The following is a 23,742-nucleotide window of genomic DNA, read 5'->3' as shown; positions in this document are numbered from 1 at the left end:
ATGAGCCACCTGAGCGTCAACCAGAACAAACTGCAGAAACGTCTGCGTCGCCTGACTGCCGAAGCAGTGACCGATTACAACATGATCGAGGACGGCGACAAGGTGATGGTCTGCCTGTCCGGCGGCAAGGACAGCTACACCATGCTCGACATGCTGCTGTACCTGCAGAAGGTCGCGCCGATCAAGTTCGAGCTGGTGGCGGTTAACATGGACCAGAAGCAGCCGGGTTTTCCGGAAGAGGTGCTGCCCGCCTATCTGGACAGCATTGGCGTGCCGTATCACATCCTCGAACGTGATACCTATTCGATCGTCAAGGAAAAGATTCCGGAGGGCAAGACGACCTGTTCGCTATGCTCGCGCCTGCGCCGTGGCAACCTCTACACCTTCGCCGACGAGATCGGTGCGACCAAGATGGCACTCGGGCATCACCGCGACGACATCGTTGAGACCTTCTTCCTCAACATGTTCTTTGGCGGCAATCTCAAGGCGATGCCGCCAAAGCTGCGCTCGGACGACGGTCGCAACGTGGTGATTCGCCCGCTCTCGTACTGCAACGAAGCGGATATCGAGTCCTACGCGACTCTGCAGAACTTCCCGATCATTCCGTGCAATCTGTGTGGCTCGCAGGAAAATCTGCAGCGCAAGGTGGTCAAGGACATGCTGCAGGGCTGGGAGAAGGCTAACCCGGGGCGGGTTGAGAATATCTTTCGCGCCCTGAAGAATGTCCAGCCGTCGCAGCTAGCCGACACCGCGCTCTTTGATTTTGCTGGCCTGCGTATCGACGAGCAGGCCGCTTCCCGCGTCCTGAATGTAATGAACCTCTGATTTCAGGATTAGCCGATGCAGGATTACCGCTGGTTGCACGAGTATTGCCTCAACCGTTTTGGTTCTGCCGAGGCACTGGAAGCCCGTTTGCCGCAGCCGAAGGCGGCCGAGCAGCTACGTGCGATCAGCGATGACCGCTATCTTTCACTGATCGCCTTGCGTGTCTTTCGGGCAGGCCTCAAGCACAGTCTGGTCGATGCCAAATGGCCCGCTTTTGAAGAGGTGTTCTTCGGCTTCGATCCGGAAAAAGTGGTGCTGATGAGTGCTGAGCACCTTGAGCGTTTGATGGTTGATACTCGGATCATCCGTCACTTGGGCAAGCTGCGGAGTGTGCCGCGCAATGCCCAACTGGTGCTCGATCTGCGCGCCGAGTATGGCTCGGTCGGTAACCTGATCGCCGATTGGCCGGTTGAGGACATCATTGGCCTCTGGCGGTTGCTGGCCAAGCGCGGCGCCCAGCTTGGCGGCCAGTCGGCACCGCGGTTGCTGCGAATGGTCGGCAAGGATACCTGGGTTGCCACCGATGACGTGGTTGCCGCGCTCAAGGCGCAGGGCATTATCGACAAGGCGCCGACCAGTCAGCGGGATCAGGCCGCGGCACAGGCGGCGTTCAACCAGTGGCATTCTGAAAGCGGCAGGCCACTGTGTCAGTTATCAATGATGCTGGCGCTCACAGTAAATCACTGAATCTTCATAAAAGCTGATCGCTTGCCATATGAAGTTAAAGTAAATTCTTGACCTCGGGTCGTTCCCGGTGCATTTTTTGATCAGAACCCCTGTGCTGGAGGTGGCCGGATGCGGCTCGCTGGACTGCTGACATTGCTTGTTGCTGCATTATTGGCAGGGTGCTCCAGTGCGCCCAAGGCGCCGGTCAGCGTCTCCTTGCCAACCCCGGTTCAGTCGCTGCCTGACAGCGATGAAGTGGCACGCAACGATGTGGTATTTCAGGCCTTCAGTCTGGTTGGCACGCCCTACCGCTGGGGCGGCACGTCGCCTTCGACCGGCTTCGACTGCAGCGGCCTGATCCAGTACGTCTACCGCGAAGCAACCGGTGTCAGCCTGCCGCGCACGACGTCTGATCTCTACAACATGAAGGTCTCCAGGCCGCCAGAGAATGCGCTGGCGCCGGGCGATCTGGTGTTGTTTGCAATGAACGGCGGCAGGGTCAACCATGCAGGCATCTACATCGGCGAGGGGCGCTTCCTGCATGCGCCCAGCACCGGTGGTGTCGTGCGGGTCGATGAGCTGGATTCCTCTTTCTGGCAGCGCTCGTTCAAGGGCGCTCGCCGGGTTATCGGCAGCCGCTGATCCGTCTTTCGGGAGTTTGCATGTTTATTCCTTCGGGCCCGTTGCAGGGTCAGCATGTGTTACTTGAGCCCCTTCAGCGGGAGCATACCGCTGCGCTGCAGCAGGCGGTGACCGACGGTGAGGGCTGGAAGCTCTGGTATGCCAGCGTGCCTGAGCCTGCTGCGATGCCTGAATACGTCGAGCGGGCGATGCTGGGCGCAGAGCAGGGCAATCTTGCCTATGCGGTGCGGAGTCTGGCCAGTGGAGAGATTGTGGGTTGTACCCGTTACTATGATGTCGATACCGTCAATCGTCGCGCGTTGATTGGTTACACCTGGTATGCCGATGCAGCTAGGCGTACCCCGATCAATACCGAAAGCAAGCTACTCTTATTGGGGCATCTGTTCGAGAACGCAGGGGCCATCGCAGTCGAATTTCGTACGCATTTCTTCAATCAGGCATCAAGAGCCGCGATAGAGCGTCTGGGGGCCAAACAGGATGGCGTGCTGCGCAGCCATCAGATTCTGGCTGACGGGTCGATTCGCGATACGGTGGTCTACTCGATCATCGCCAGCGAATGGCCGGCGGTGAAGAACAACCTGTTGAGCCGCTTGGCTCGCTGACTCGAGGCGTCAGGGATGGCTGGAAAACTTGCCTGGATTGTGTTGTTTTTTCTGCTCGCCGGCGGAGCGCAGGCGCAAGCGATGTTTGCCGGTTGGGATGCCTTTTGCGGTATCCGCGTCATTGTGACGCCCAATCCACAGATGGCTTCCGCGGCGATGGATGCTCAGGGGCCGGTTATCTATGCCGATCCGGGCATTATGGCGAACTGGACGATGTCCCGCGTATTTACCTTGGCCCATGAGTGTGGTCACCACCGCAGCGGCCACGTGACGCCGCAGGGGATGTGGTTTCGGACTCAGCAGTTCTGGGCTACCCGGGCGCAGGAGCTGGAAGCTGACTGTTGGGCAGCGGCAGCGTTGTCACAGACCCGTGAGTACGCCGATCTGAATCGTACTATCCACCAGTTCGCCAGTCAGGGGCCGCTGATGCAGGGCAACTATCCATCCGGCCTTGAACGCGCACAGACCGTTGCCCGTTGTGCAGGAGTACCCTTTGATTTCACTCCGTATCTGCCGGCCAGTGCTTGTGCGACGCCGATCGGCGCCTGCCACCTGGCTGCGCCTCTGCCACGTAACGCGGCGTGCTTTTGCCCCAGCCCGACCGGACCGGTCAACGGTGTGGCTCGCTAATGAGGGGCAACGCTAACTCCGGTGCGTGTCCATTCTGCGGCGGTAGCAACGCCTGTACAGCGGACAGCGGTGCCTGCTGGTGTTTTACGTTGCAGGTGCCTAAAGCCATGTTGGTACTGGTGCCGGCCGCGCTGCGCAACCGCGTGTGCGTCTGCCAGACGTGCATTCGTGCCTTTCAGGCGGACCCGCAGGGATTTACTGAGCGCTTCAGCCTGCGTTGAGCATCGGTTTACGTAGCAGCACCACATCCGCGCCGATCACCTCCAGCTCTGCCTGCCACCGCGTCGCCAGCCAGCGGAAACTCTGTTCGCTGAAAAAACTGATGTGGGTTGGGTCGCTCTTGTAGTGCCAGGTTCTGAAGGCCTCGGGGTTGCTGACCCGCTTGGTCATCAGGCCGAGCCAGCCACCTGGTTTCAGGCACTGCCACAGCTGCTCAAGCACCTCACGCGGAGCGGCCAGATGCTCGACTACCTCGGTTGCGGTGATGAAATCCCATTGCTGGCGCAGGGCCTCGGGGTTGGGATGGTAGTAGAGATCGTGCAGGGCAACTTGATGGCCGTGCTCGCGCAACATCACGGCCAGCGCGGGGCCTGGGCCGCAGCCGAAATCGAGTCCACTGCTGGCGGCTGGCAGACGCTGCAGTAGCGGCTCGGCCAGCCGGGAGAGAAAACGTCGGTAGCCCGGATCGTCGGGGTGATTCTCGTGGCGGTCGTACTCGGCCTTTTCCTGCTCGGCGCTCAGCTGCCAGCGTTTTGGTACATGCACCATCAGGCACTTTTCACACTGCCAGTAGCTGCGCTTTCGGTCATCCAGCAGCCAGTGAGCAGGTGCCGCGCAGAGCGGGCAGGGCATAGCCTCGTGCGGTTGGCTCACAGCGGTTTGAGTCGGTCGATCAGGCGTCCGGAATCGGCCAGTTCGAGGAACTCTTCGCCCATGCGTTGGCTTTCGCTCATTGCCTTGCGCCAGTACTTCTCGCGGCCGTCGTTGTCATACACGTAGCGGTTGAAGTCCTTGCGGTCCGGCAGCTTGCGGTGGGGCAGGCGTTCCAGATACTCGGGTGAGGGCGCTAGCAGCAGTACGTCTCGCAGTTGCTGGGCGTTGTGCTTGCGCCAGGGAATGGTCTTGTCAAACCAGCCGGGCACCACACGATCGATGAAGTGCGGATAGAGAATAACGCCGGGTGCGGTGTAAGGCAGGTCGAGGTGATAGTCGAGCAGGCCTCCATCGCGGTATACACCGGGCGCGGCACCGGGAATCTCGCGCACCGCTTCCATCACCATTGGAATGGATCCGGACGCCAGCAGCGCCGAGCGCAGGTTATCGGGAGTCAGCTCGACATGTGCGCTGGTGAAGTCATGCAACTCTTCCAGCTCCGGCAACTGCCGCGGGTCGTGCAGGATCACCCGCTCGAAGAAGCGACCAAGGTGACGGCGACCCAGCAGGTTGGCGCCGATCACGCCGCCGAGTCCAAGCGCGAGGCGGGCGCGGGAATCGTGACGCAGTAGGCCAAGACTCTTTACGACAACGATGTTGAGACGGTAGTTGGGGTTGCTGAGGATGGCCTCGAACTGACCTTGCAGCAACTCATCGATCATCTCGCCGCAGGCGGCGCTGATGGTCTGGATGGTCACACCCTTGGGGAAGCGCATGGCGGTATACAGCTCGCCGAGCTGGCGCAGGGTATGCACCGGGTCAGGCATGCAGGCGCTGGCAAAACGCCAACTGCCGATGGACGCGCCGATCAGGCTGCGTGGTTGCGGCGCCCTGGGCAACCATTCGCCAAACAGCGCCAGATCCAGCCCTTGAATACCCAGTGCCTTGGGGCCTCCGGCGGCGCCCGGAATCATGTGTACGTCTGCTGGCTGCAGGCCGTTTGCGCGGATATGCTCGATGGCACGGTGTCCTGCCCGGAGCGTCAATGCCGGAGCAGAAACATGAATAGCTGTCATGTGGTACAGAGTCCCTTAGAGTGCGCGACCAATTTTAAGGTTGGTTTCAGCTCAACGCTATAGTCTGAAACTGTCTAAACGCAACGGAGGAAATCAACATGTACAAACAACTTGTCGCCCTGTCCTGTTCTGCCATCCTGGCTCTTGGCAGCTCTGCGCTGCTGGCTGATGACGATGTGCGTATGGATGAAGTCGGTACGCTGGTAGAACAGGGTACCATTCAATCCTTGGAAAGCCTGAACGAAAAGGCGTTGTCGGTACAGCCGGGTACCATCACTGACACCGATCTGGATAAGCACTATGGCCGTTATGTCTACGAAGTCGAAATCCGCGATGCCGAAGGGCAGGAGTGGGATATTGACCTGGATGCGTCCAATGGCGACGTGCTCGAACACCGTCGCGACGACTGACAGGTCGTTCCTGTCAGCCCTGCTGTTAAGTTCTCTGGCGCTGCTGCCCGCTGTGGCAGCAGCGCGGGACCTCAGTCAGGACGAGGTGCTGTTGCTGACAGAGCAGGGGCGTATTCTGCCGCTGCCACAACTTATCGAAGACGCCCTGATGCGATTTCCCGGCCACTTTCTGGAGGCCGAACTGGAACTCGATGACGGGCGTTTTATCTATGAACTGGAAGTCGTGACCCGTGATCGACGGATCATGGAACTGGAATATGACGCGGTCAGCGGAGAGCTGCTCGATGTGGAAGAGGACGACTGACTGATGCGGCTGCTGCTGGTTGAGGACAATGTCGCGTTGGCAGACAGCCTGAATACGGTGCTCAAGCGCGCGGGTTACGCGGTGGATTGGCGTACAGACGGTCGCGATGCAGCGCTGCTGGGTGAGCAGGAGCCTTACGACCTGGCCATTCTGGATCTGGGACTGCCCGGCCTGGATGGCCTGGAGGTGCTGCGCCGTTGGCGTGCTGCCGGTAGCACCCTGCCGGTGCTGATTCTGACGGCGCGCAGCCGCTGGACCGAGCGAGTCGAGGGCCTGCAGGCTGGCGCGGATGACTACCTGACCAAGCCGTTTCACAACGAAGAGCTGCTGCTACGGGTGCAGGCTCTGCTGCGTCGTGCGCACGGTCGTGAGCCACAAGCGCTGCTGAGTGCGGCTGGTCTGCGGCTGGATGAAGCCCACCAGCAGGTGACCTTGGGCACAGCTGAACCGATCAGTCTGTCGGCCAGTGAGTTCAAGCTGCTGCGTTACTTCATGCTAAATCCGGGCAAGGTGCTGTCCAAGACGCGGATGGCAGAGCACCTGTACGACTATGAGGACGAGCGCGATTCCAATGTCATCGAAGTGTTGATAAACCATCTGCGTCGCAAGCTTGGGCGCGAGGCTATCGAAACCCGCCGCGGCCAGGGCTACGTTCTGGTCGGAGTGGCGTGATGCGGTCAATCAGTCGCCGGCTAGCGGTAACTCTGGTGCCTCTGCTGCTATGCAGTGTGCTGCTGATTGTGCAAGGCAGCGCCTGGTTGTATGACCGGGCCCAGCGCAACTACATCACACTGTTGCTGCAGCGCGAGACCGACAGCTTGCTGGCCGCCTTGACGGAAGGCAGCGACGGCCTTTATCTCGACATGGATAAGGTCGACCCGGATTACCGCAGGCCCTATTCCGGGCGCTACTTCGTGGTGCAGGGGCGGGAGAAATGGCGTTCCCGCTCACTCTGGGATCACCGTTTGCCTCTATCCGGCGACGGCCTGCAAGGTGAGCTGTTACAGGGGCCGCAGGGCCAGCAGCTTTTGGTTTGGTCTGGCCAGTATCGCAAGGCGGGTGAGCTGGTGACCATCAGTGTTGCCGTCGACTACCAACCGCTGCTCAGCGAGTTCCGGCGGGCCAGCTGGTGGATCAGCGGATTGGCGGTGGCAGTGATTCTGCTTGCGGTACTGCTGCAGCAATGGCTGTTACGTCGTTCGCTGTTGCCACTGCGGCGGGTGCAGCAGGAGCTGGCCGAGTGGCGCAGCGGCGAGCGACTGCAATTGACCGAGCAGGTGCCGGACGAATTACAGCCGCTGGTTGCTGAGATCAACCATTTGGGTCGACAGATCGAGGCGTTGCTGACACGTGCGCGCAATAGTGCGGGTGATCTTGGTCATGCGCTGAAAACCCCGCTGGCGGTTATTGAGAGCCGTCTCGACAGTCTCGCTGAGCGACTGCCGGCGGACCAACTGGCGGAACTTCAACAGCAGCTTCAAAGTATGCGTGGCCAGCTGGAGCGCAGTCTGCAGCGTGCTCGGTTGGCTCCGGATCAGTCACGCGGTCAGCGCTTTGACCCCGCTACAGACCTGCCCGCGCTGGTGCAGACGCTGGCCAGCCTTTACCCGAGCACACCTACGGTAACGCTTGATGGTGATTCAGAGGCGCGTTGGCCATTTGATCGAGAGGACATGCTTGAGCTGTTGGGCAATCTGCTGGATAACGCCTGCAAGTGGGCGGCTTCCAGAGTACGGCTGAGCTGGCAGCTGGATGCTGAACAGCTGCGGCTGGAGGTGGCTGATGACGGCCCTGGTATTGATGACGCTGCACGTGAACAGGTGCTGGGGCGTGGCACTCGGCTGGACCAGCAAGCGCCGGGACATGGCCTTGGTCTGGCCATCGTGCGTGATCTTGTCGCTGCCTATCAGGGAACCCTCGGACTGGAGCAGGCACCTGAGGGCGGCCTTCTGGTGGTGCTTTCACTGCCGCGTGAGCGGCAGTGAACGGCGGTCAGAGGAATGACGTGTCGATGTCGACAAGCAGCAGGTGGCGGCTGTCATCGATGAACAGCCCTGAGGTCATGCAATACTGGTTGGTCGTGGCGTCTCGGTAGCGGTTCGATAGGATCACGCGGCTGTCTTCGCCAGCTTCAGCGAGAATCTGATAGAAGTACGGCCGCCATGACCAGTTGTGATCAAGGTAGCGAGGGTCGGTGTGCCAGGCGTCACCGCGCCAATCGAAGTTGGGTGAGATCTGTGTGCCTTCGGCATCGCACAGGAAGCAGCGCAGCAGCCAGGGATAGTTCCGCGGGTTGGGCAGATGTGCAGGCAGGGCGCCGCGACTGAGCCACAGGCGCAGCTCGGCGAACAGCTCGGCCAGCGACGTTCGCAGGCCCGCCAACTTCTCGCGCTCGGCCAACTTGGCATGCACGTAGTGGTCGCGCATGGTTGAAAACTGTTGCTGCACGGCATCGCTGGGCAGAAAGTTCTCTTCCGGGCGGCCAAACAGATAACCCTGCACGTAGCGGGCGCCGCATTCCAGCGCGAAGTGCAGCTCCTGCTCAGTCTCTACCCCTTCGGCGATGATCCAGCAGCCGCTCTTTTCTGCCATCAGCGCAAGCGCACGGACAAAGTCGCCGCTGTTGCTGTTGCCTGCCGCGGCCTGGCGGAACAGCTGGATGTCCAGCTTGAGGATATCCGGTTCCAGAGCCAGCACCCGATCAAGCATCGAGTAACCGGCACCAAAGTCATCAATCGCAATGCGAATACCTGCTGCGCGGTAGCGCTGCACCACATCCCGCAGCTGCTCGATACTGCCTTGCAGCTCGGTGATCTCGAAGACGATTTGATCGGTTGGCAGCCCCAGCTCTTCCAGTAGCTGCAGGCTAGGCAACGGCTGGCCCGGTTCCAACTGACTGACCCAGGCGGGAGAGATGTTCAGGCTGAGGAACCCCTCGGGGGTGTCGCGAAAGCGTTCAAGGGCCTGGCGACGAATGCTGCGGTCCAGTTCCAGCAGCTCGGCTTGGGAGACCTCAGGGTCGGTAAACAGCGGACCAGCACTGCAGATGTTGCCCTCATCGTCGCGCAGGCGTGCCAGCGCCTCGTAGCCGGCGATACGGCCTGTTGCAGTATCGATCAGGGGTTGGAAGTAGGGCAGTGGCTGTCCAGTAAACACGTTCTTCTCCGGGGTCGGGACATCGAGCGCTGATGGTATGCAAGATTATAGCCAAACCACCTGTAACAGCCGGTTTACGGATGTCGGGCCAGCTTCTCGCTGTCACAACACTGTCATTGTGCGCTTTCAGTGCATGATTCTGCGCTTTTGGTATGACGATTGCACTATTGCAGGGAGTTATGTCTTTTCTGTTGCATCAATTTGGTGCTGACTTTATCGGTTCTTGGTCGAAAATGGCATACAACTATTTGAAAAATAAAAATTATTTCAGATTGCTCGGCGTGCGCGCTCGACAGGTCCATCTGCATCGGAAAATTCGATGTGCACTGGATTGGTTCGATATTTGGTTTTGCGCACGTAACGGGTGCATTTTTCTGATTTGATAGAGGCTGCTTGAATGGAAAACCTTAACAGCGCCGTGGAAACCCTGATCCACGGTGCAAACACCCTGTTCATTCTGATGGGCGCGATCATGGTTCTGGCCATGCACGCCGGCTTTGCATTTCTAGAAGTGGGTACGGTTCGGCAAAAGAACCAGGTCAATGCACTGTCCAAGATCATTAGTGATTTTGCAATTTCGTGCCTTGCCTATTTCTTCGTCGGCTACTGGATTGCCTATGGCGCAACCTTCTTTTCCGATGCGGCAACCTTGGCCCAAAACAACGGGTATGCGCTGGTGAAGTTCTTCTTTCTGATGACCTTTGCCGCCGCCATTCCGGCGATCATCTCCGGTGGTATTGCCGAGCGTGCCAAGTTTGCGCCGCAGCTATGCGCCTCGTTGCTGATTGTTGGCGTGGTGTATCCGTTCTTTGAAGGCATCGTCTGGAATGGCAATTTTGGCTTCCAGGGCTGGTTGGAAGCGCAGTTTGGTGCTGGCTTCCATGACTTTGCCGGCTCGGTTGTTGTGCATGCTGTTGGTGGCTGGATTGCGCTGGGGGCGGTATTGCTGCTGGGGGCGCGTAACGGGCGCTATCGCGGTGGTCACGTCGTCGCGATGCCGCCCTCCAATATTCCGTTTCTGGCGCTGGGCGCATGGATTCTGACCATTGGCTGGTTCGGCTTCAACGTGATGTCGGCGCAGACGCTGGAGGGGATCAGCGGTCTGGTGGCAGTCAACTCGTTGATGGCGATGGTTGGTGGCACCCTGGTGGCGCTGCTGGTGGGGCGTGCTGACCCCGGTTTTATTCACAACGGTCCGTTGGCCGGCCTGGTCGCTGTCTGCGCCGGCTCCGACCTGATGCACCCGCTGGGCGCGTTGGCAACCGGTGCGGTCGCTGGTGGCCTGTTTGTCTGGACCTTTATCCTGACCCAGAACCGCTTCAAGATCGATGACGTCCTGGGTGTCTGGCCGTTGCACGGTTTGTGCGGCGTCTGGGGCGGCCTTGCGGCCGGCATCTTTGGCACCCAGGCGCTGGGTGGTTTGGGTGGGGTTAGCTTCCTGTCGCAACTGATTGGTTCGTTGGCGGGTGTTGTTGTTGCCTTTGCCGGTGGCCTGCTGGTCTACGGCGTGATCAAGACGGTTGCCGGTTTGCGCCTCACCGATGAAGAGGAATATCAGGGAGCCGATCTGTCGATCCACAAGATTGGAGCGACCTCGGAGGACTGAGGACTTCGGCAATAAAAAACCGGGCCTTGGCCCGGTTTTTTATTGCCCGTAATGCGGGCTGAGGCTGTAGCCCCTTACTCCTCCAGACCACCCATGGCGGTGATATTGAAACCACCGTCAACGTAGGTGATTTCCCCGGACATGCCGGAGGCCAGGTCGGAGCAGAGGAAGGCGCCGACGTTGCCGACTTCCTCGATGGTGACGTTGCGACGCAGCGGGGTTTGCGCGGCGTTGTGGGCCAGCATCTTGCGGAAGCTCTTGATGCCGGAAGCGGCCAGGGTGCGGATCGGGCCGGCAGAGATCGCGTTGACGCGGGTGCCTTCCGGGCCCAGGCTGGTGGCGAGGTAGCGAACACCGGCTTCCAGGCTGGCCTTGGCCATGCCCATCACGTTGTAGTTTGGCATGGTGCGCTCGGCGCCCAGGTAGGACAGGGTCAGCAGGCTGCCGTTGCGGCCTTTCATCATTTCACGACCGGCCTTGGCCAGAGCGACGAAGCTGTAGGCGCTGATGTCGTGGGCGATACGGAAGCCTTCGCGGGTGGTGACTTCGGCAAAGTTGCCGTCCAGCTGGTCGCCCGGGGCGAAACCAACGGAATGCACGATGCAGTCCAGACCGTCCCACTTCTTGGCCAGCTCGACGAACACCTGCTCGATTTCGGCGTCATCGGCGACATCGCACGGGAAGCACAGCTCAGGACCGGAGCCCCAGCCGGCAGCGAATTCTTCAACCCGGCCTTTCAGCTTTTCGTTCTGATAGGTGAAGGCCAGTTCGGCGCCCTCGCGGTGCATGGCCGCGGCAATGCCGGAGGCAATGGACAGTTTGCTGGCTACGCCAACGATGAGTACGCGCTTTCCGCTGAGAAATCCCATAGTACTTTCCTGTTTAGTGCATGGCCGTATCGGCCCTGTTATCGGTTTGCGGCAGGGCAAAGGCCGCTTCCAGCAGCTGACGGGTATAGTCATGCTGCGGTGAAGCGAAGATTTCGCCTGCCGGTCCCTGTTCGACTACTTCGCCCTGGCGGATCACCATCAATTGATGGCTGAGAACCTTGACCACTGCCAGGTCGTGACTGATAAACAAATACGTCAGATTGTACTTCTGCTGCAGACTGCGCAGCAGCTCAACCACCTGGCCCTGCACGGTGCGATCCAGTGCCGACGTTGGTTCGTCGAGAAGGATCAGCTTGGGCTTGAGCACCAGTGCCCGGGCAATCGAGATCCGCTGCCGCTGGCCGCCGGAAAACTCATGCGGATAGCGGTGGCGGGTCTCCGGATCCAGGCCGACTTCTTCCAGCGCCTGAATCACCATCTGTTCGCGCTCCTCGTCCGTGCCGATGCGGTGGATCTCCAGCCCTTCGCTGATGATCTGACCCACTGACATGCGCGGGCTCAAACTACCATACGGGTCCTGAAACACCACCTGCAGCTCGCGGCGCAGCGGACGAACCTGCTGCTGACTGAGACCATCGATCCGCGTGCCGTCACATTCAATCAGGCCCTGACTGTCGATCAGTCTGAGCAGCGCCATACCCAGCGTCGTCTTGCCCGAGCCGCTTTCGCCAACGATGCCCAGCGTCTGGCCCCGGGGCAGACTGAAACTGATGTCGGTGACGGCCTTGACGTGGTCTACCGTACGGCGCAGCACACCTTTCTTGATCGGAAACCAGACTCGCAACTGCTCTGCACGCAGAATCTCGGCGGCGTCTGGATCAACGGCAACCGGCTCTCCACGCGGGTCGGCTGCGAGCAGCTGACGGGTGTATTCGTGCTGCGGAGAGTTGAACAAGGTAGCGCAGTCATTTTCTTCGACGACGTTACCGCGGTACATGACACATACCCGGTGGGCAATTTTACGCACCAGATTCAGATCGTGGCTGATCAGCAGCAATGCCATGCCCAATTTCTGCTGCAGTTCGCGCAGCAGTTCAAGGATCTTCAGTTGCACGGTCACGTCGAGTGCTGTGGTCGGTTCATCGGCAATCAGCAGTTCCGGCTCGTTGGCCAGCGCCATGGCAATCATCACCCGTTGGCGTTGGCCGCCGGACAGCTCGTGCGGGTAGGCGCCTAATCGCTTGCGCGGCTCCGGAATGCCCACCAGATCCAGCAGCTCCAGTGTGCGTTCACGCGCCTGGAGCTTGTTCAGGCCTTTGTGCAGCGCCAGAACCTCACCGATCTGGCGCTCCACGGTGTGCAGTGGGTTCAGTGAACTCATCGGTTCCTGAAAGATCATCGAGATGCGGTTGCCACGTACCTTGCGCAGGGTTTTTTCGTCTGCTTTGAGCAGGTCTTGTCCGCTGAACTCAATGACGCCGCTCGGGTGTGATGCGGTCGGGTAGGGTAACAGGCGCAGAATGGAGTGGGCGGTTACGGACTTGCCAGAGCCGCTTTCGCCGACCAGTGCCAGCGTCTGGCCCGGACGAATATCAAAGCTGACATCCTTGACCGCCATGGTCTGATCGTTGCCCTGACGGAAGGCGACGCTGAGATTGCGGATACTGATCAACGGTTGTTCGCTCATCTCATTTCCTTGGGTCGAAGGCATCGCGCAGGGCCTCACCGATAAACACCAGCAGGCTGAGCATCAGCGACAGTACGACGAAGGCGGTGATCCCCAGCCATGGGGCCTGCAGGTTGGATTTGCCCTGGGCGATCAGCTCGCCCAGCGACGGCGCACCCGGCGGCAGACCGAAGCCGAGGAAGTCGAGAGAGGTCAGGGTGATAACGCCGCCGGTCAGAATGAACGGGAAGAAGGTCAGCGTGGCGACCATGGCGTTGGGCAGGATGTGGCGGAACATGATGGTCTGATTGCTGGCGCCCAGCGCGCGTGCGGCGCGCACATACTCCAGGTTGCGGCCGCGCAGAAATTCGGCGCGCACCACGTCGACCAGCGCCATCCAGGAAAACAGCAGCATGATGCCCAGCAGCCACCAGAAGTTCGGCTGTACGAAGCTGGCGAGGATGATCAGCAGGTACAGCACCGGCAGGCCCGACCAGACTTCGATAAAGCGCTGCCCGATCAGATCGATGCGTCCGCCGTAGAAGCCCTGAACTGCACCGGCAATCACGCCGATGATGGAGCTGAGGATGGTCAGGGTCAGGGCAAATAGCACCGAAATGCGGAAGCCGTAGATCACCCGTGACATCACATCGCGGGCCTGATCGTCGGTGCCCAGCCAGTTGTCGGTCGACGGCGGTGCCGGTGCCGGGACGCGCAGGTCGTAGTTGATGGTGTCGTAGTGATACGGGATTGGCGGCCAGAGCATCCAGCCGTCGCCATCCTCCGTAATCAGCTGTTTGACGTAGGGGCTGCGGTAGTCCGCTTCGATCGGGAATTCGCCACCAAAGGCGGTTTCCGGGTAGCGCTTGAATACCGGGAAATACAACTCGCCCTGATAGCCGACCGCGAGTGGTTTGTCGTTGGCGATGAGTTCGGCGCCCAGGCTGAGTACGAACAGCACCATAAAGATATGCAGTGACCACCAGCCGCGGCGGTTGGCCCGGAAGCGGGCAAAGCGGCGCTGGTTGAGCGGGGAGAGGGTAAGCAGGCGCATATCAACCCTCCCGGCTGTCAAAGTCGATCCGCGGATCGACCAAGGTGTAGGTGATATCGCCGATCAGTTTTACCACCAGACCGACCAACGTGAAGATGTACAGGGTGCCGAACATGACCGGGTAGTCGCGGTTGATGGCTGCTTCAAAACCAAGCAGGCCCAGGCCGTCGAGCGAGAAGATCACCTCGATCAGCAGCGCGCCGGTGAAGAAAATGCTGATCAGCGCAGAGGGGAACCCGGCAATGATCAGTAGCATCGCGTTACGGAATACGTGGCCGTAGAGTACCCGGTTTTCGGACAGGCCCTTGGCGCGGGCAGTGACTACGTACTGCTTGCCGATCTCGTCGAGAAAGCAGTTCTTGGTCAGCATGGTCAGGGTGGCAAAACTGCCGACCACCATGGCAAAGATCGGCAGCACCAGGTGCCAGAAGTAATCGAGGATCTGCTCTCCGGTGCTCATCTGGTCAAAGTTGTTGGACGTCAGCCCGCGTAGTGGGAACCAGTCCAGATAGCTGCCGCCGGCAAACACCACGATCAGCAGGATCGCGAGTAGAAAACCCGGAATGGCGTAGCCGACGATGATCAGCGAACTGGTCCAGACGTCGAAGGCCGAGCCGTGCTTGATTGCCTTGCGGATGCCCAGCGGGATCGAAATCAGGTAGGTCAGCAGGGTGGTCCATAGCCCCAGCGAGATCGACACCGGCATCTTCTCGATGATCAGGTCGGTCACTTTGGCATCACGGAAGAAACTATCGCCGAAGTCGAACTGCAGGTACCCCTTGATCATCTGCCAGAAGCGTTCGGGAGCCGGTTTGTCGAAACCGTACATGTGCTCAATTTCGGCGATGATGTCCGGGTCCAGGCCCTGTGCACCACGGTAGCTGCCACCGCTGGCAACCTCGCTGCCGCCCCCGGATACGCGGCTGGTGGCACCGCCTTCGAAGCCTTCCAGGTTGGCAATCATCTGTTCGACCGGGCCACCGGGGGCGGCCTGAATGATCAGGAAATTGATCAGCAGAATGCCGAACAGGGTAGGGATGATCAGCAGCAGGCGACGGACGATATAGGCGAGCATGCTTATTCAGCCTCTGCGTCGGGTGCGCTGGCCGGATCAGCCAGCTCCGGGGCCTGCTGTTCGACTTGCTCCAGTTCGCCACGCAGGCGTGCGTCCTTATCCGGGTCGATCCACCAAGTGAACAGGCCTAGGTCGTACTTTGGCGACTGGGCCGGATGGTCAAACTTGTTCCAGTAGGCGACACGGTAGACGTTGGTGTACCAGTTGGGCACCAGCAGGTGGAGTGAGCGCAGGGCGCGATCCAGGGCGCGGGTGTGAGTGATCAGTGATTGGCGTGAGTCGGCCTGTATCAGGCCTTCAACCAGTACATCGACGGCAGGGTCTTTCAGCCCCATCAGGTTGCGGCTGCCGGGATTGTCGGCACTGGATGAGTGCCAGTATTCGCGCTGTTCGTTGCCGGGAGAGTTGGACTGGCCGAAGCTGCTGACCACCATATCGAAATCCCGCGAGCGCAGGCGATTGATGTATTGGGAGACATCGACCCGGCGCAGTTCCATGTTAATGCCCAGCGAGGCCAGATTGCGCTTGAACGGCAAGAGCACGCGCTCAAAGTCGGCCTGAACCAGCAGGAACTCGAATTGCAGGGGCTCGCCTTCGGCGTTTACCAGTTGATCGTCAACGATATGCCAGCCAGCCTCCTGCAATAACGCATACGCCGCGCGCCGCTGCTCGCGGATGGTGCCGCTGGCATCGGTTTTTGGTGGCTCCCAGGCTGGGCCGAAGGCGGCGGCCGGGAGTTGATCGCGCAGTGGTTCGAGTAGGGCCAGTTCGTCAGCCCCGGGCTCGCCACGAGCAGCCAGCTCCGAGTTGTCGAAGTAGCTGGAAGTGCGGGTATAGGCATTGTGGAACAATGCGCTGTTGGACCATTCAAAGTCGAACAGCAGGGCGATCGCCTGGCGCACCCGGGCGTCGGCGAAGTAAGGCTTGCGCATGTTGAAGACAAAGCCCTGCATGCCCTGGGTGTTGTTGTTGGGTATTTCTTCCTTGATGATCTGGCCGGCGTCCAGTGCCGGGCTGCTGTAACCGGTTGCCCAGTTCTTGGCCGCCATTTCCCGGTTGAAGTCGAACTGGCCTGCCTTGAAGGCTTCGAGAGTTACGTTGTTGTCGCGGTAGTAGTCCACGACTACCCGGTCAAAGTTGTAGAAGCCGCGCTGGGCTGGCAGGTCTTTGGCCCAGTAGTCTTCGACGCGCTCGAAGCTGATGCTGCGACCGGGGCGCACCTGGCCGATGCGATAGGGGCCGCTCCCCAGTGGGGGTTCCAGCGAGCCTTTACTGAAGTCGCGGCCTTCCCAGTAGTGTTTGGGCAGCACGGGCAGTTGGCCGAGCACCAGTGGCAGTTCGCGGTTGCCGGTGTGCTTGAAGTGGAAGGTCACGCTGTGTGGGTCATCGGCAACCACGCGGTCCACGCCACCGTAGTAGGCCCGATAAAACGGGGCACCGTGCTCGATCAGGGTGTTGAAGGTGAACACCACATCGTCGGCGGTAATGCCAACACCATCGTTGAAGCGCGCTTCCGGGCGCAGTTTGAAGCGAACCCAGGTGCCGTCTTCGGCCTTCTCCATGCTTTCGGCCACCAGCCCGTATTCGGTAAAGGGCTCGTCCAGCGAGTGGAAGGTCAGGGTGTCGTAGATCAGGCCGAGCTGGTCGGCAGAGGTGCCGCGACTGATATAGGGATTCAGCGAGTCAAACCCACCGAAACCGGGGAGCCGGAGTGTACCCCCCTTGGGGGCGTCGGGGTTGACGTAGTCAAAGTGGCTGAAATCGGCAGGATACTTGGGTGCTTCATCGTAGAGCGTGAGTGCGTGCTGGGGGGCGGCGTGCAGTGCACTGGCACAACAGGCCAGCAGCGCCAGACAGCAGGATTTCAGCGAGTGTTGCATTCAGATCCCTTGTTTTTCTAGTTGCTTGCCGGGTCTTTCCACCAACTGCGAATGGCTAACGTGTACGGCGGTATGTCCGGCGTGCGCAGCCAGTTCCGGTAGGCAATGCGGTGGTAGTTTATATACCAGTTCGGAATTGTATAGTGGTTCCACAGCAGTACCCTGTCGAGGGCGCGCGCCGCGGCAACCTGCTCGCTGCGGCTGCTGGCGGCACCCAGGCGTTCGACCAGTTCATCGACCACCGGATTGTTGATGCCCGCATAGTTGCGGCTACCTTTTACGTTGCGCTGACTGGAATGGAAATAGCCGATTTGCTCCAGTCCGGGCGACAGGCCTTGCGGCAGGGTGGTCAGGATCATGTCGTAATCGAACTGATCCAGCCGTGCCTTGTATTGCGCGCGGTCAACGGTACGTATCTGCATGTCGATGCCCAGTCGAGCCAGATTGGCTCTGTAAGGCTGCAGGATTCGTTCCAGGCTTGAGTTGACCAGCAGCATCTCAAAGCGCAGCGGCTCACCTTCGTCATTTTCCAGCCGGCCTCGGCGCAGCTTCCAACCCGCTTCGGCAAACAGCTCTACGGCCTCACGCAGTGTCTCCCGTGGGATTCCCCGACCGTCGGTCACAGGTAGACTGAAGGGCTGCAGAAAGAGTTCCGGTGGCAACTGATCCCGATAGGGTGACAGGTTCAGGAATTCCTGGCCGGCCGGGACTCCGGTCGCGCTGAAGGGACTGTTGGGGTAGTAGCTGAGTGAGCGCTGGTAGGCACCATAGAACAGCACCCGGTTGGACCACTCGAAATCAAACAGCATTCCCAGCGCCTTGCGCAGCGGCAGACTGTCAAACGGTGTACGTCGCGTGTTGAAAAACATAGCCTGGGTCGGGCTCGGAATTTCGTGGGTTATCTCGCGTTTGAGAATGTCGCCGTTGTCGACCGCCGGAAACTGGTAGGCGTTGGCCCAGTTGCTCGCCTTATGGTCGATATAGAGATCAAACTCCCCGGCCTTGAAGGCCTCGAAGGCGACATTGTTGTCGCGGTAGAACTCGACTTCCATGCGGTCGAAGTTGTACTTGCCGCGATTGATTGGCAGGTCGCGTCCCCAGTAGTTTCTCACCCGTTCGTAGACCACGCTGCGGCCGGGGTCGACGTTGGTTACCCGGTAAGGGCCGCTGTTGAGTCCGGGCTGAAAGGTGGTGCTGGCAAAGTCGCGGTCCCGCCAGTAGTGGGCAGGCAGGACGGGTAGTTCACCCAGGCGCAGAATAAGCAGGGAGTTGCCAGGTCGCTTGAAGACGAAACGGATACGGCGCTCGCCAAGAATGTCGATGCGGCTGACATCCTGCAGTACCGAGCGATAGTTCGGGTGGCCCTGCTCCTTGAGCAGTCGGTAGGAAAAAGCCACGTCCTCTGCGGTGATTGCCTGTCCGTCGTGAAAGCGGGCCTCGGGGCGCAGGTTGAACACGACCCAGCTGCGGTTGTCGGCAAACTCCAGGCTTTCTGCGATCAAGCCGTAGGCGGAGTAGGGTTCGTCGCCGGAAGGGTCGTAAAGGCCACTGCCAGCCATCAACGGCTCGTTCAGCTCGCTGATGCCGAGTTGGGCAAAGTCGCCGGTGTTGATCGGGCTGGTGCCCTTCAGAGTGTAGGGGTTGAGGGTGTCGAAGGTGCCGCTGCCCATCACCCGCAAGGTGCCGCCTTTCGGCGCGCCCGGATTGACGTAATCGAGGTGTTCGAAGTTCTCCGGATAGTGTGGTTGGCCATACAGCGAGTAGCCATGCTGGCGATACAGGGTAGCCCAGCTTGGCAGGGCGGTGACCAGCAGTAAGGTACAGCAGAGAGTTCGGAACAGCAGAGGCATTTAAGTCCGTGCGATACAGGGGCCGTTGGTTGACGGCCCTGGGTATCAGGCGCAGGTGACCGTCAGCGATGTGCCAACGCTACCATTGTGCAGGGCCGGGCGAAAGCCCGGCCGCTCAGCGGACGAACAGCGTCAGTTGCTGGCCAGGTTGCAGATAGCGACCAACCTGGTTCCAGTCGCGAATCTTCTCCACCTGGATGTTGAAGCGTTGCGCGATGGTGTACAGCGAATCGCCTGACTTGACGGTGTAGGCCACACGCCGACCGTCATTGCCGGCGTCATTGCGCTGGCTTGCAGCGTTGCTGGCCAGCATCAGCGTGTGGCCAACGGTCAGGGCGTTGCTTTGCAGATTGTTGTCACGCTTGATGCGGTCGACGGTAGTGCCGTGGGCACGTGCAATGTTCCACAGGTTGTCGCCTGCCTGGACGCGGTAGCTGCGTTGGTTGCTGCTTGCTATCGCTTGCTCGGTGGAGGTGCTGGCCGGTGCATCGCTGAACTGCGGCAGCATCAGTGTCTGGCCTACCCGCAGCAGGCTGCCGTTGATGTCGTTCACATCACGAATGGCGCTGACAGTGAGCTGATGGCGACGGGCAATCTGGGACAGTGTGTCACCGCTGCGCACGCGGTAGTGCTGGTAGTTGATGCGCTGGTCTGCTGGCAGTTCGGCCAGAGCCTCGGTGAACTGGTCAAGACGGTCTACCGGAATCAGCAACTGGTACTCGGCGTTGGGCGCAGTGACCCGCTGGTTGAACGCCGGGTTGAGGCTCAGCAGTTCGTCGGTGGAAACGTCGGCCAATTCGGCGACCTTGCGCAGGTCGATCTGCTGGTCGAGCGTGACCTCGGCGAAGTAGGGCTCGTTGGCCAGGCTGGGAAGCACGGTGCCGTAAGCGGTAGGGCTGTCGACGATCTGCGCCAGTGCCAGCAGCTTGGGCACGTAGTTCATGGTTTCGCGCGGCAACTGCAGGTTCCAGTAGTCGGTTGGCAGGCCGAGGGCTTCATTGCGCTTGATGGCGCGACCAACGCAGCCTTCTCCACAATTGTAGGCGGCCAGCGCAAGCAGCCAGTCGCCGTCAAAGTACTCGTTGAGCAGGCTGAGGTAGTCGAGTGCCGCCTGGGTTGAGGCCGTTACGTCACGGCGACCGTCGTACCACCAGTCCTGGCGCAGGGAAAAGTTGCGGCCAGTAGACGGGATGAACTGCCAGAGGCCAGCGGCCTGTGCGCTGGAGATCGCTTGAGGGTTATAGGCGCTTTCAATAAAGGGCAGCAGGGCGAGTTCCTGCGGCATGTCGCGGCTTTCGAGCTGTTCAACGACATAGAACAGATAGCGCTGGGCGCGAGCTGAGGTCAGTTCGAAGTAACGGGATTGACTGGCAAAGACGATGCGCTGTTGATCAATTCGTGGGTTGTCGATGGCGGCCGGGTCAAGGCGGAAGCCGGCACGAATGCGTCCCCAGAGGGTGTGCGGCTTGGTTTCAGGCACCAGCTCGGGGGGGGCAGGCTCGACGCTGGGCGTCAGGAACGGAGAGGGTACCTTCGGGGTGCTGGCAACGCTGTAGTCAGCATCGCCCTGACGCTGGCCACTGATCTCGGTGGTCTGGCAGCCGGCAATCAGCAGCAGACCACCGAGGGACGCTGCTGACAGCACTCTGGGCAAGATGGCAGATACCACACGACGCATGAACGACCCCCAAAATGAGGTCGATTCTATGGAGCCCCTCAGGGAGGGTCAAGGCACGATTGGTCAGAAGCGATCCTTCCAGGCTCGAATTGCGGCGAAGGTCTCTACCCCGGGAGCCACGGAGACACCGCCTTGATCGCTGGCTGCCTGCGTCACAGCGTCGCAGTTGAAGCGCAGGAAGGGGTTGGTGCGCTTTTCCAATGCCAGATCAGTGGGCAGTGTCATGCGACCTGCGGCGCGTAACTCGTCGACCACTTCCAGGCGCACCCTGATGTCGGCGTTGTCCGGTTCGACTGCACGGGCGAAACGCAGATTGGCCTGGGTGTATTCGTGTGCACAGTAGACGCGGGTGTTATCCGGCAGTGCAGCCAGCCGCGACAGGGAGTGGTGCATCTGCTCAGGCGTGCCTTCGAACAGCCGGCCGCAACCGCCGGCAAACAGGGTGTCGCCGCTGAGCAGCCAGGGGTCACCTGCGTTGTCGCAGAAATAGGCGATGTGACCGAGGGTATGACCGGGCACGGCGATAACCTCAAGCGTCTGGCCAAACAAGTTGATGGTGTCGCCGTCATTGAGCGCTCGGTCGCGGCCGGGAATGGCTTCAGCCTCGGGGCCCCACACCTTGCAGTCGGTGCCGGCTTTCAGAGCATTGACACCACCGACATGATCCGGATGGTGGTGGGTGATCAGGATATGAGAAAGGCTGTATTCGGGGTGGCGTCCCAGCCAGTTGATGACGGGCTTCGCATCGCCGGGGTCGACAGCGGCAACCTGTTGGCGCTGCTCGTCGACCAGCAGCCAGATGTAGTTGTCATTGAAAGCGGGTAGCGCGATAAAGGTGGACATGAGGCAGCTTTTCCTTAACGTGTAAGGCTATCTTAGCGAATTGTGCCGATGGCAAGTACCGTGGAGAGGTAATGGAGATCAGCGAAGCAAAGCGCTCGATCAGTCAGGCCGACATGTTGCGACTGCTGCAGGAGGCGCGACAATGGCTGGAGCAGCCGGCCGGGCAGATGCTGCTGCAGGCTGAGTGCACTACGCAGCGCGAATTGCTGCCCAGTTGCTTTGGTCAGCATCTGGTGCAGTACGGACTGGCGCCCGGCTTGCTGGCACCCGAGGTGAAGGTGCTGCGCCACTGCTGGCATCTGGATATGCTCGGTCAGGGCGAGAGCATTGCCGTTGATGAGGCTTTCTGGCCCTTTGCGCCGCAGGCGCTGGATGTCGTGGTTCTGCATCACGGTCTCGATTTCAGTCTGTCTCCCCGGACCTTGCTGCGTGAGGCCAGTCAGACTGTTCGCGCGGGCGGTCATCTACTTATCTTCGGTTTCAACCCTTGGAGCACCTGGGGCTGGCAGCACTACTTTGGCAGGGGCTGGTTTGGTGAGGCCGGTTTTGTCAGCCCGGCGCGTTTAGTCGATTGGCTTGAGCTGCTTGGCTTTACGGTGGAGAAACGCATTGATGGGTGCTATCGTCCGCCGCTCGCTTCCGGCACCTGGTTACAGCGACTCGATTTCATGGAGTCGCTGGGGCAACGTCGTTGTCTGCCGGGTGGTGGGTTCTATTGCCTGCTGGCGCGGCGCCAGATGCTCGGCGTGACACCCCAGCGCGAGCGTGGAAGGGGGTTCCCGACGCTGGTGATGCCGCCTTTGGCTGCGGGGAGTCGGCGGGCGCATAAACGGGATGGTAGATGAGTCAGACAATCGAAATTTATACCGATGGGGCGTGCAAGGGTAACCCTGGGCCCGGCGGTTGGGGGGTCTTGCTGCGCTTGGGCCCGAATGAAAAGCGTCTTTATGGTGGCGAGCTGGAAACCACCAATAACCGAATGGAGCTGACGGCTGCCATTCGCGGCCTGGAAGCGCTCAAACGGCCTGCTGCCGTCGTTCTGACGACAGACTCGCAGTACGTGATGAAAGGTGTCCGTGAATGGATGCCGAACTGGAAAAAACGTAACTGGCAGACCGCCAGCAAGCAGCCGGTCAAGAATGTGGATCTCTGGCAGCAGCTGGACGCGCTGGTCAGCCAGCATGAAGTGGAATGGCGCTGGGTGCGCGGCCATACCGGGCACCCGGAGAACGAGCTGGCCGACCAACTGGCCAACCTGGGTGTCGAACACGTCTTGAACGAGCGGAAGGGCTAAGCATGCGTGAAGTGGTACTGGATACCGAAACCACGGGTATCGAGCACAAGGAAGGCCATCGGATCATCGAGATCGGCTGCGTCGAGGTCATTGATCGCCGTCTGACCGGCCGGCACTACCATGTCTACATCAATCCTGAGCGCGATATTGATGAAGGTGCGCAGGCGGTTCACGGGATTTCGCTGGATTTTCTCGCCGACAAGCCGGTGTTCGCCGACATCGCCGACGATTTTATGAACTTCGTTACCGGCTCGCGCCTGGTCATCCATAACGCGGCCTTCGACGTTGGATTCCTCGACAGTGAACTGACCCGGCTCAATCGCGGGCATGGCCTGATTGCCGATCACTGCAGCGTGCTCGACACTCTGGCCATGGCGCGGGAGAAGCACCCGGGGCAGCGCAATAGTCTGGATGCCCTGTGCAAGCGCTACGGGGTAGACAACTCTCAGCGTGAGCTGCACGGCGCCTTGCTTGATGCCGAGATTCTGGCTGATGTCTACCTGATCATGACCGGTGGCCAGACTGCGCTGTCACTGGCTGCGCATGGTCAGGGAGAGGGCGGAGATGGCAACGCCGTAAGTGCGATTCGGCGCATCGACCCGGCACTGCGTGAGCAGCTGCGGGTGCTGCGCGCCAGCACTGAGGAGCTGGAAGCGCATGACCAACGTCTGGCGGCGGTAGAAAAGTCAGCCGGGTTTGCCCTTTGGCGCGGCGCGCCCGAGCAGTGATCTGAGCGACCACGCCAGCAGCAAAAAGCCCCGCTGATTTCAGCGGGGCTTTTT

Annotated in this window: 25 protein-coding genes; 14 read left to right on the top strand and 11 right to left on the bottom strand. The window is 60.3% G+C overall.

The features are described 5' to 3' along the window. The 6 genes from ttcA (at position 1) to C1949_RS19755 (ending at position 3,586) form a co-directional block, all read left to right on the top strand. Positions 1–825 (top strand): tRNA 2-thiocytidine(32) synthetase TtcA, encoded by an 825-nt coding sequence (gene ttcA / locus C1949_RS06810; protein WP_104737716.1) that lies wholly within the window; start codon positions 1–3, stop codon positions 823–825. Between the two features lie 15 nt (positions 826–840). After that, on the top strand, positions 841–1,512 hold the full coding sequence (locus C1949_RS06805; protein ID WP_104737715.1) for a DNA-3-methyladenine glycosylase I: 672 nt from the start codon (positions 841–843) through the stop codon (positions 1,510–1,512). 108 nt (positions 1,513–1,620) lie between these two features. Then, positions 1,621–2,133, top strand: coding sequence for a C40 family peptidase (locus C1949_RS06800; RefSeq protein WP_104737714.1), 513 nt, complete (start codon positions 1,621–1,623; stop codon positions 2,131–2,133). Positions 2,134–2,153: 20 nt separating this feature from the next. Continuing rightward, positions 2,154–2,735 (top strand): GNAT family N-acetyltransferase, encoded by a 582-nt coding sequence (locus tag C1949_RS06795; RefSeq protein WP_104737713.1) that lies wholly within the window; start codon positions 2,154–2,156, stop codon positions 2,733–2,735. 15 nt (positions 2,736–2,750) lie between these two features. Beyond that, entirely contained in the window at positions 2,751–3,365 is a 615-nt protein-coding gene (locus C1949_RS06790; RefSeq protein ID WP_104737712.1) for an ImmA/IrrE family metallo-endopeptidase, read from the top strand. Then, positions 3,365–3,586, top strand: a complete 222-nt coding sequence (locus tag C1949_RS19755; RefSeq protein ID WP_104737711.1) for a cysteine-rich CWC family protein — start codon at positions 3,365–3,367, stop codon at positions 3,584–3,586. Before C1949_RS06790 ends, C1949_RS19755 begins: the two co-directional genes overlap by 1 nt. Here C1949_RS19755 and C1949_RS06780 read toward each other — a convergent pair. Both C1949_RS06780 and C1949_RS06775 read right to left on the bottom strand, forming a co-directional pair. Further along, the gene (locus tag C1949_RS06780) at positions 3,573–4,238 is read right to left on the bottom strand and encodes a class I SAM-dependent methyltransferase (RefSeq protein WP_211287095.1); all 666 of its coding nucleotides are present in this window, start codon (positions 4,236–4,238) and stop codon (positions 3,573–3,575) included. The two genes, C1949_RS19755 and C1949_RS06780, sit on opposite strands and share 14 nt — an antisense overlap. Further along, positions 4,235–5,314 (bottom strand): patatin-like phospholipase family protein, encoded by a 1,080-nt coding sequence (locus C1949_RS06775; protein ID WP_104737709.1) that lies wholly within the window; start codon positions 5,312–5,314, stop codon positions 4,235–4,237. The genes C1949_RS06780 and C1949_RS06775 overlap by 4 nt, the downstream gene beginning before the upstream one ends. A 98-nt stretch (positions 5,315–5,412) precedes the next feature. Here C1949_RS06775 and C1949_RS06770 point away from each other — a divergent pair, with 98 nt between their 5' ends. Genes C1949_RS06770 through C1949_RS06755 form a run of 4 tightly spaced genes read left to right on the top strand, consistent with a single transcriptional unit; the run spans position 5,413 to position 8,013 of the window. Beyond that, positions 5,413–5,724: a PepSY domain-containing protein gene (locus C1949_RS06770; RefSeq protein WP_104737708.1), complete on the top strand. Its 312-nt coding sequence runs from the start codon at positions 5,413–5,415 to the stop codon at positions 5,722–5,724. Then, positions 5,690–6,028 (top strand): PepSY domain-containing protein, encoded by a 339-nt coding sequence (locus tag C1949_RS06765; RefSeq protein WP_146040298.1) that lies wholly within the window; start codon positions 5,690–5,692, stop codon positions 6,026–6,028. The genes C1949_RS06770 and C1949_RS06765 overlap by 35 nt, the downstream gene beginning before the upstream one ends. A gap of 3 nt (positions 6,029–6,031) precedes the next feature. After that, complete coding sequence (locus tag C1949_RS06760; protein ID WP_104737707.1) at positions 6,032–6,700, top strand: response regulator transcription factor; 669 nt, start codon at positions 6,032–6,034, stop codon at positions 6,698–6,700. After that, on the top strand, positions 6,700–8,013 hold the full coding sequence (locus tag C1949_RS06755) for a sensor histidine kinase (protein WP_104737706.1): 1,314 nt from the start codon (positions 6,700–6,702) through the stop codon (positions 8,011–8,013). Before C1949_RS06760 ends, C1949_RS06755 begins: the two co-directional genes overlap by 1 nt. A 7-nt stretch (positions 8,014–8,020) precedes the next feature. Here the strand turns inward: C1949_RS06755 and C1949_RS06750 are convergent, their stop codons facing one another. Continuing rightward, entirely contained in the window at positions 8,021–9,184 is a 1,164-nt protein-coding gene (locus C1949_RS06750; protein ID WP_104737705.1) for an EAL domain-containing protein, read from the bottom strand. 397 nt (positions 9,185–9,581) lie between these two features. On the opposite strand from C1949_RS06750, the gene C1949_RS06745 reads away from it, so the two are divergent. Further along, positions 9,582–10,790: an ammonium transporter gene (locus C1949_RS06745; RefSeq protein ID WP_104737704.1), complete on the top strand. Its 1,209-nt coding sequence runs from the start codon at positions 9,582–9,584 to the stop codon at positions 10,788–10,790. A 74-nt stretch (positions 10,791–10,864) separates the two neighbouring features. Here the strand turns inward: C1949_RS06745 and fabI are convergent, their stop codons facing one another. From fabI to gloB, 8 genes are all read right to left on the bottom strand, one after another. Further along, positions 10,865–11,659 (bottom strand): enoyl-ACP reductase FabI, encoded by a 795-nt coding sequence (fabI, locus tag C1949_RS06740; protein ID WP_104737703.1) that lies wholly within the window; start codon positions 11,657–11,659, stop codon positions 10,865–10,867. Positions 11,660–11,672: 13 nt separating this feature from the next. Then, a complete protein-coding gene (locus C1949_RS06735; RefSeq protein ID WP_104737702.1) occupies positions 11,673–13,307 on the bottom strand; it encodes an ABC transporter ATP-binding protein in 1,635 nt (544 codons plus the stop codon). Between the two features lies 1 nt (position 13,308). Further along, on the bottom strand, positions 13,309–14,340 hold the full coding sequence (locus tag C1949_RS06730; RefSeq protein WP_104737701.1) for an ABC transporter permease: 1,032 nt from the start codon (positions 14,338–14,340) through the stop codon (positions 13,309–13,311). A 1-nt stretch (position 14,341) separates the two neighbouring features. Beyond that, on the bottom strand, positions 14,342–15,415 hold the full coding sequence (locus tag C1949_RS06725) for a microcin C ABC transporter permease YejB (protein WP_104737700.1): 1,074 nt from the start codon (positions 15,413–15,415) through the stop codon (positions 14,342–14,344). A 2-nt stretch (positions 15,416–15,417) separates the two neighbouring features. Continuing rightward, positions 15,418–17,295: an extracellular solute-binding protein gene (locus tag C1949_RS06720; protein ID WP_104737699.1), complete on the bottom strand. Its 1,878-nt coding sequence runs from the start codon at positions 17,293–17,295 to the stop codon at positions 15,418–15,420. 17 nt (positions 17,296–17,312) lie between these two features. Then, positions 17,313–19,145 (bottom strand): extracellular solute-binding protein, encoded by a 1,833-nt coding sequence (locus C1949_RS06715; protein WP_104737698.1) that lies wholly within the window; start codon positions 19,143–19,145, stop codon positions 17,313–17,315. A 115-nt stretch (positions 19,146–19,260) separates the two neighbouring features. Then, a complete protein-coding gene (locus tag C1949_RS06710) occupies positions 19,261–20,823 on the bottom strand; it encodes a lytic transglycosylase (RefSeq protein ID WP_104737697.1) in 1,563 nt (520 codons plus the stop codon). A 63-nt stretch (positions 20,824–20,886) separates the two neighbouring features. Further along, a complete protein-coding gene (gene gloB, locus C1949_RS06705) occupies positions 20,887–21,666 on the bottom strand; it encodes a hydroxyacylglutathione hydrolase (protein WP_104737696.1) in 780 nt (259 codons plus the stop codon). A 71-nt stretch (positions 21,667–21,737) separates the two neighbouring features. Between gloB and C1949_RS06700 the strand changes: the two genes are divergently transcribed. Genes C1949_RS06700 through dnaQ form a run of 3 tightly spaced genes read left to right on the top strand, consistent with a single transcriptional unit; the run spans position 21,738 to position 23,688 of the window. Further along, positions 21,738–22,511, top strand: a complete 774-nt coding sequence (locus C1949_RS06700) for a class I SAM-dependent methyltransferase (protein ID WP_104737695.1) — start codon at positions 21,738–21,740, stop codon at positions 22,509–22,511. Next, the gene (gene rnhA / locus C1949_RS06695; protein ID WP_104737694.1) at positions 22,508–22,960 is read left to right on the top strand and encodes a ribonuclease HI; all 453 of its coding nucleotides are present in this window, start codon (positions 22,508–22,510) and stop codon (positions 22,958–22,960) included. Before C1949_RS06700 ends, rnhA begins: the two co-directional genes overlap by 4 nt. Before the next feature lie 2 nt (positions 22,961–22,962). Beyond that, positions 22,963–23,688, top strand: a complete 726-nt coding sequence (dnaQ, locus tag C1949_RS06690) for a DNA polymerase III subunit epsilon (protein ID WP_104737693.1) — start codon at positions 22,963–22,965, stop codon at positions 23,686–23,688. Positions 23,689–23,742 lie beyond the last annotated feature (54 nt).

The organism is Halopseudomonas oceani (genome assembly GCF_002903165.1).
Classification (GTDB): Bacteria; Pseudomonadota; Gammaproteobacteria; order Pseudomonadales; family Pseudomonadaceae; genus Halopseudomonas; species Halopseudomonas oceani.
Note: the sequence above shows the minus strand (reverse complement) of the source record. Positions and strands in the feature narration are given on the sequence as shown.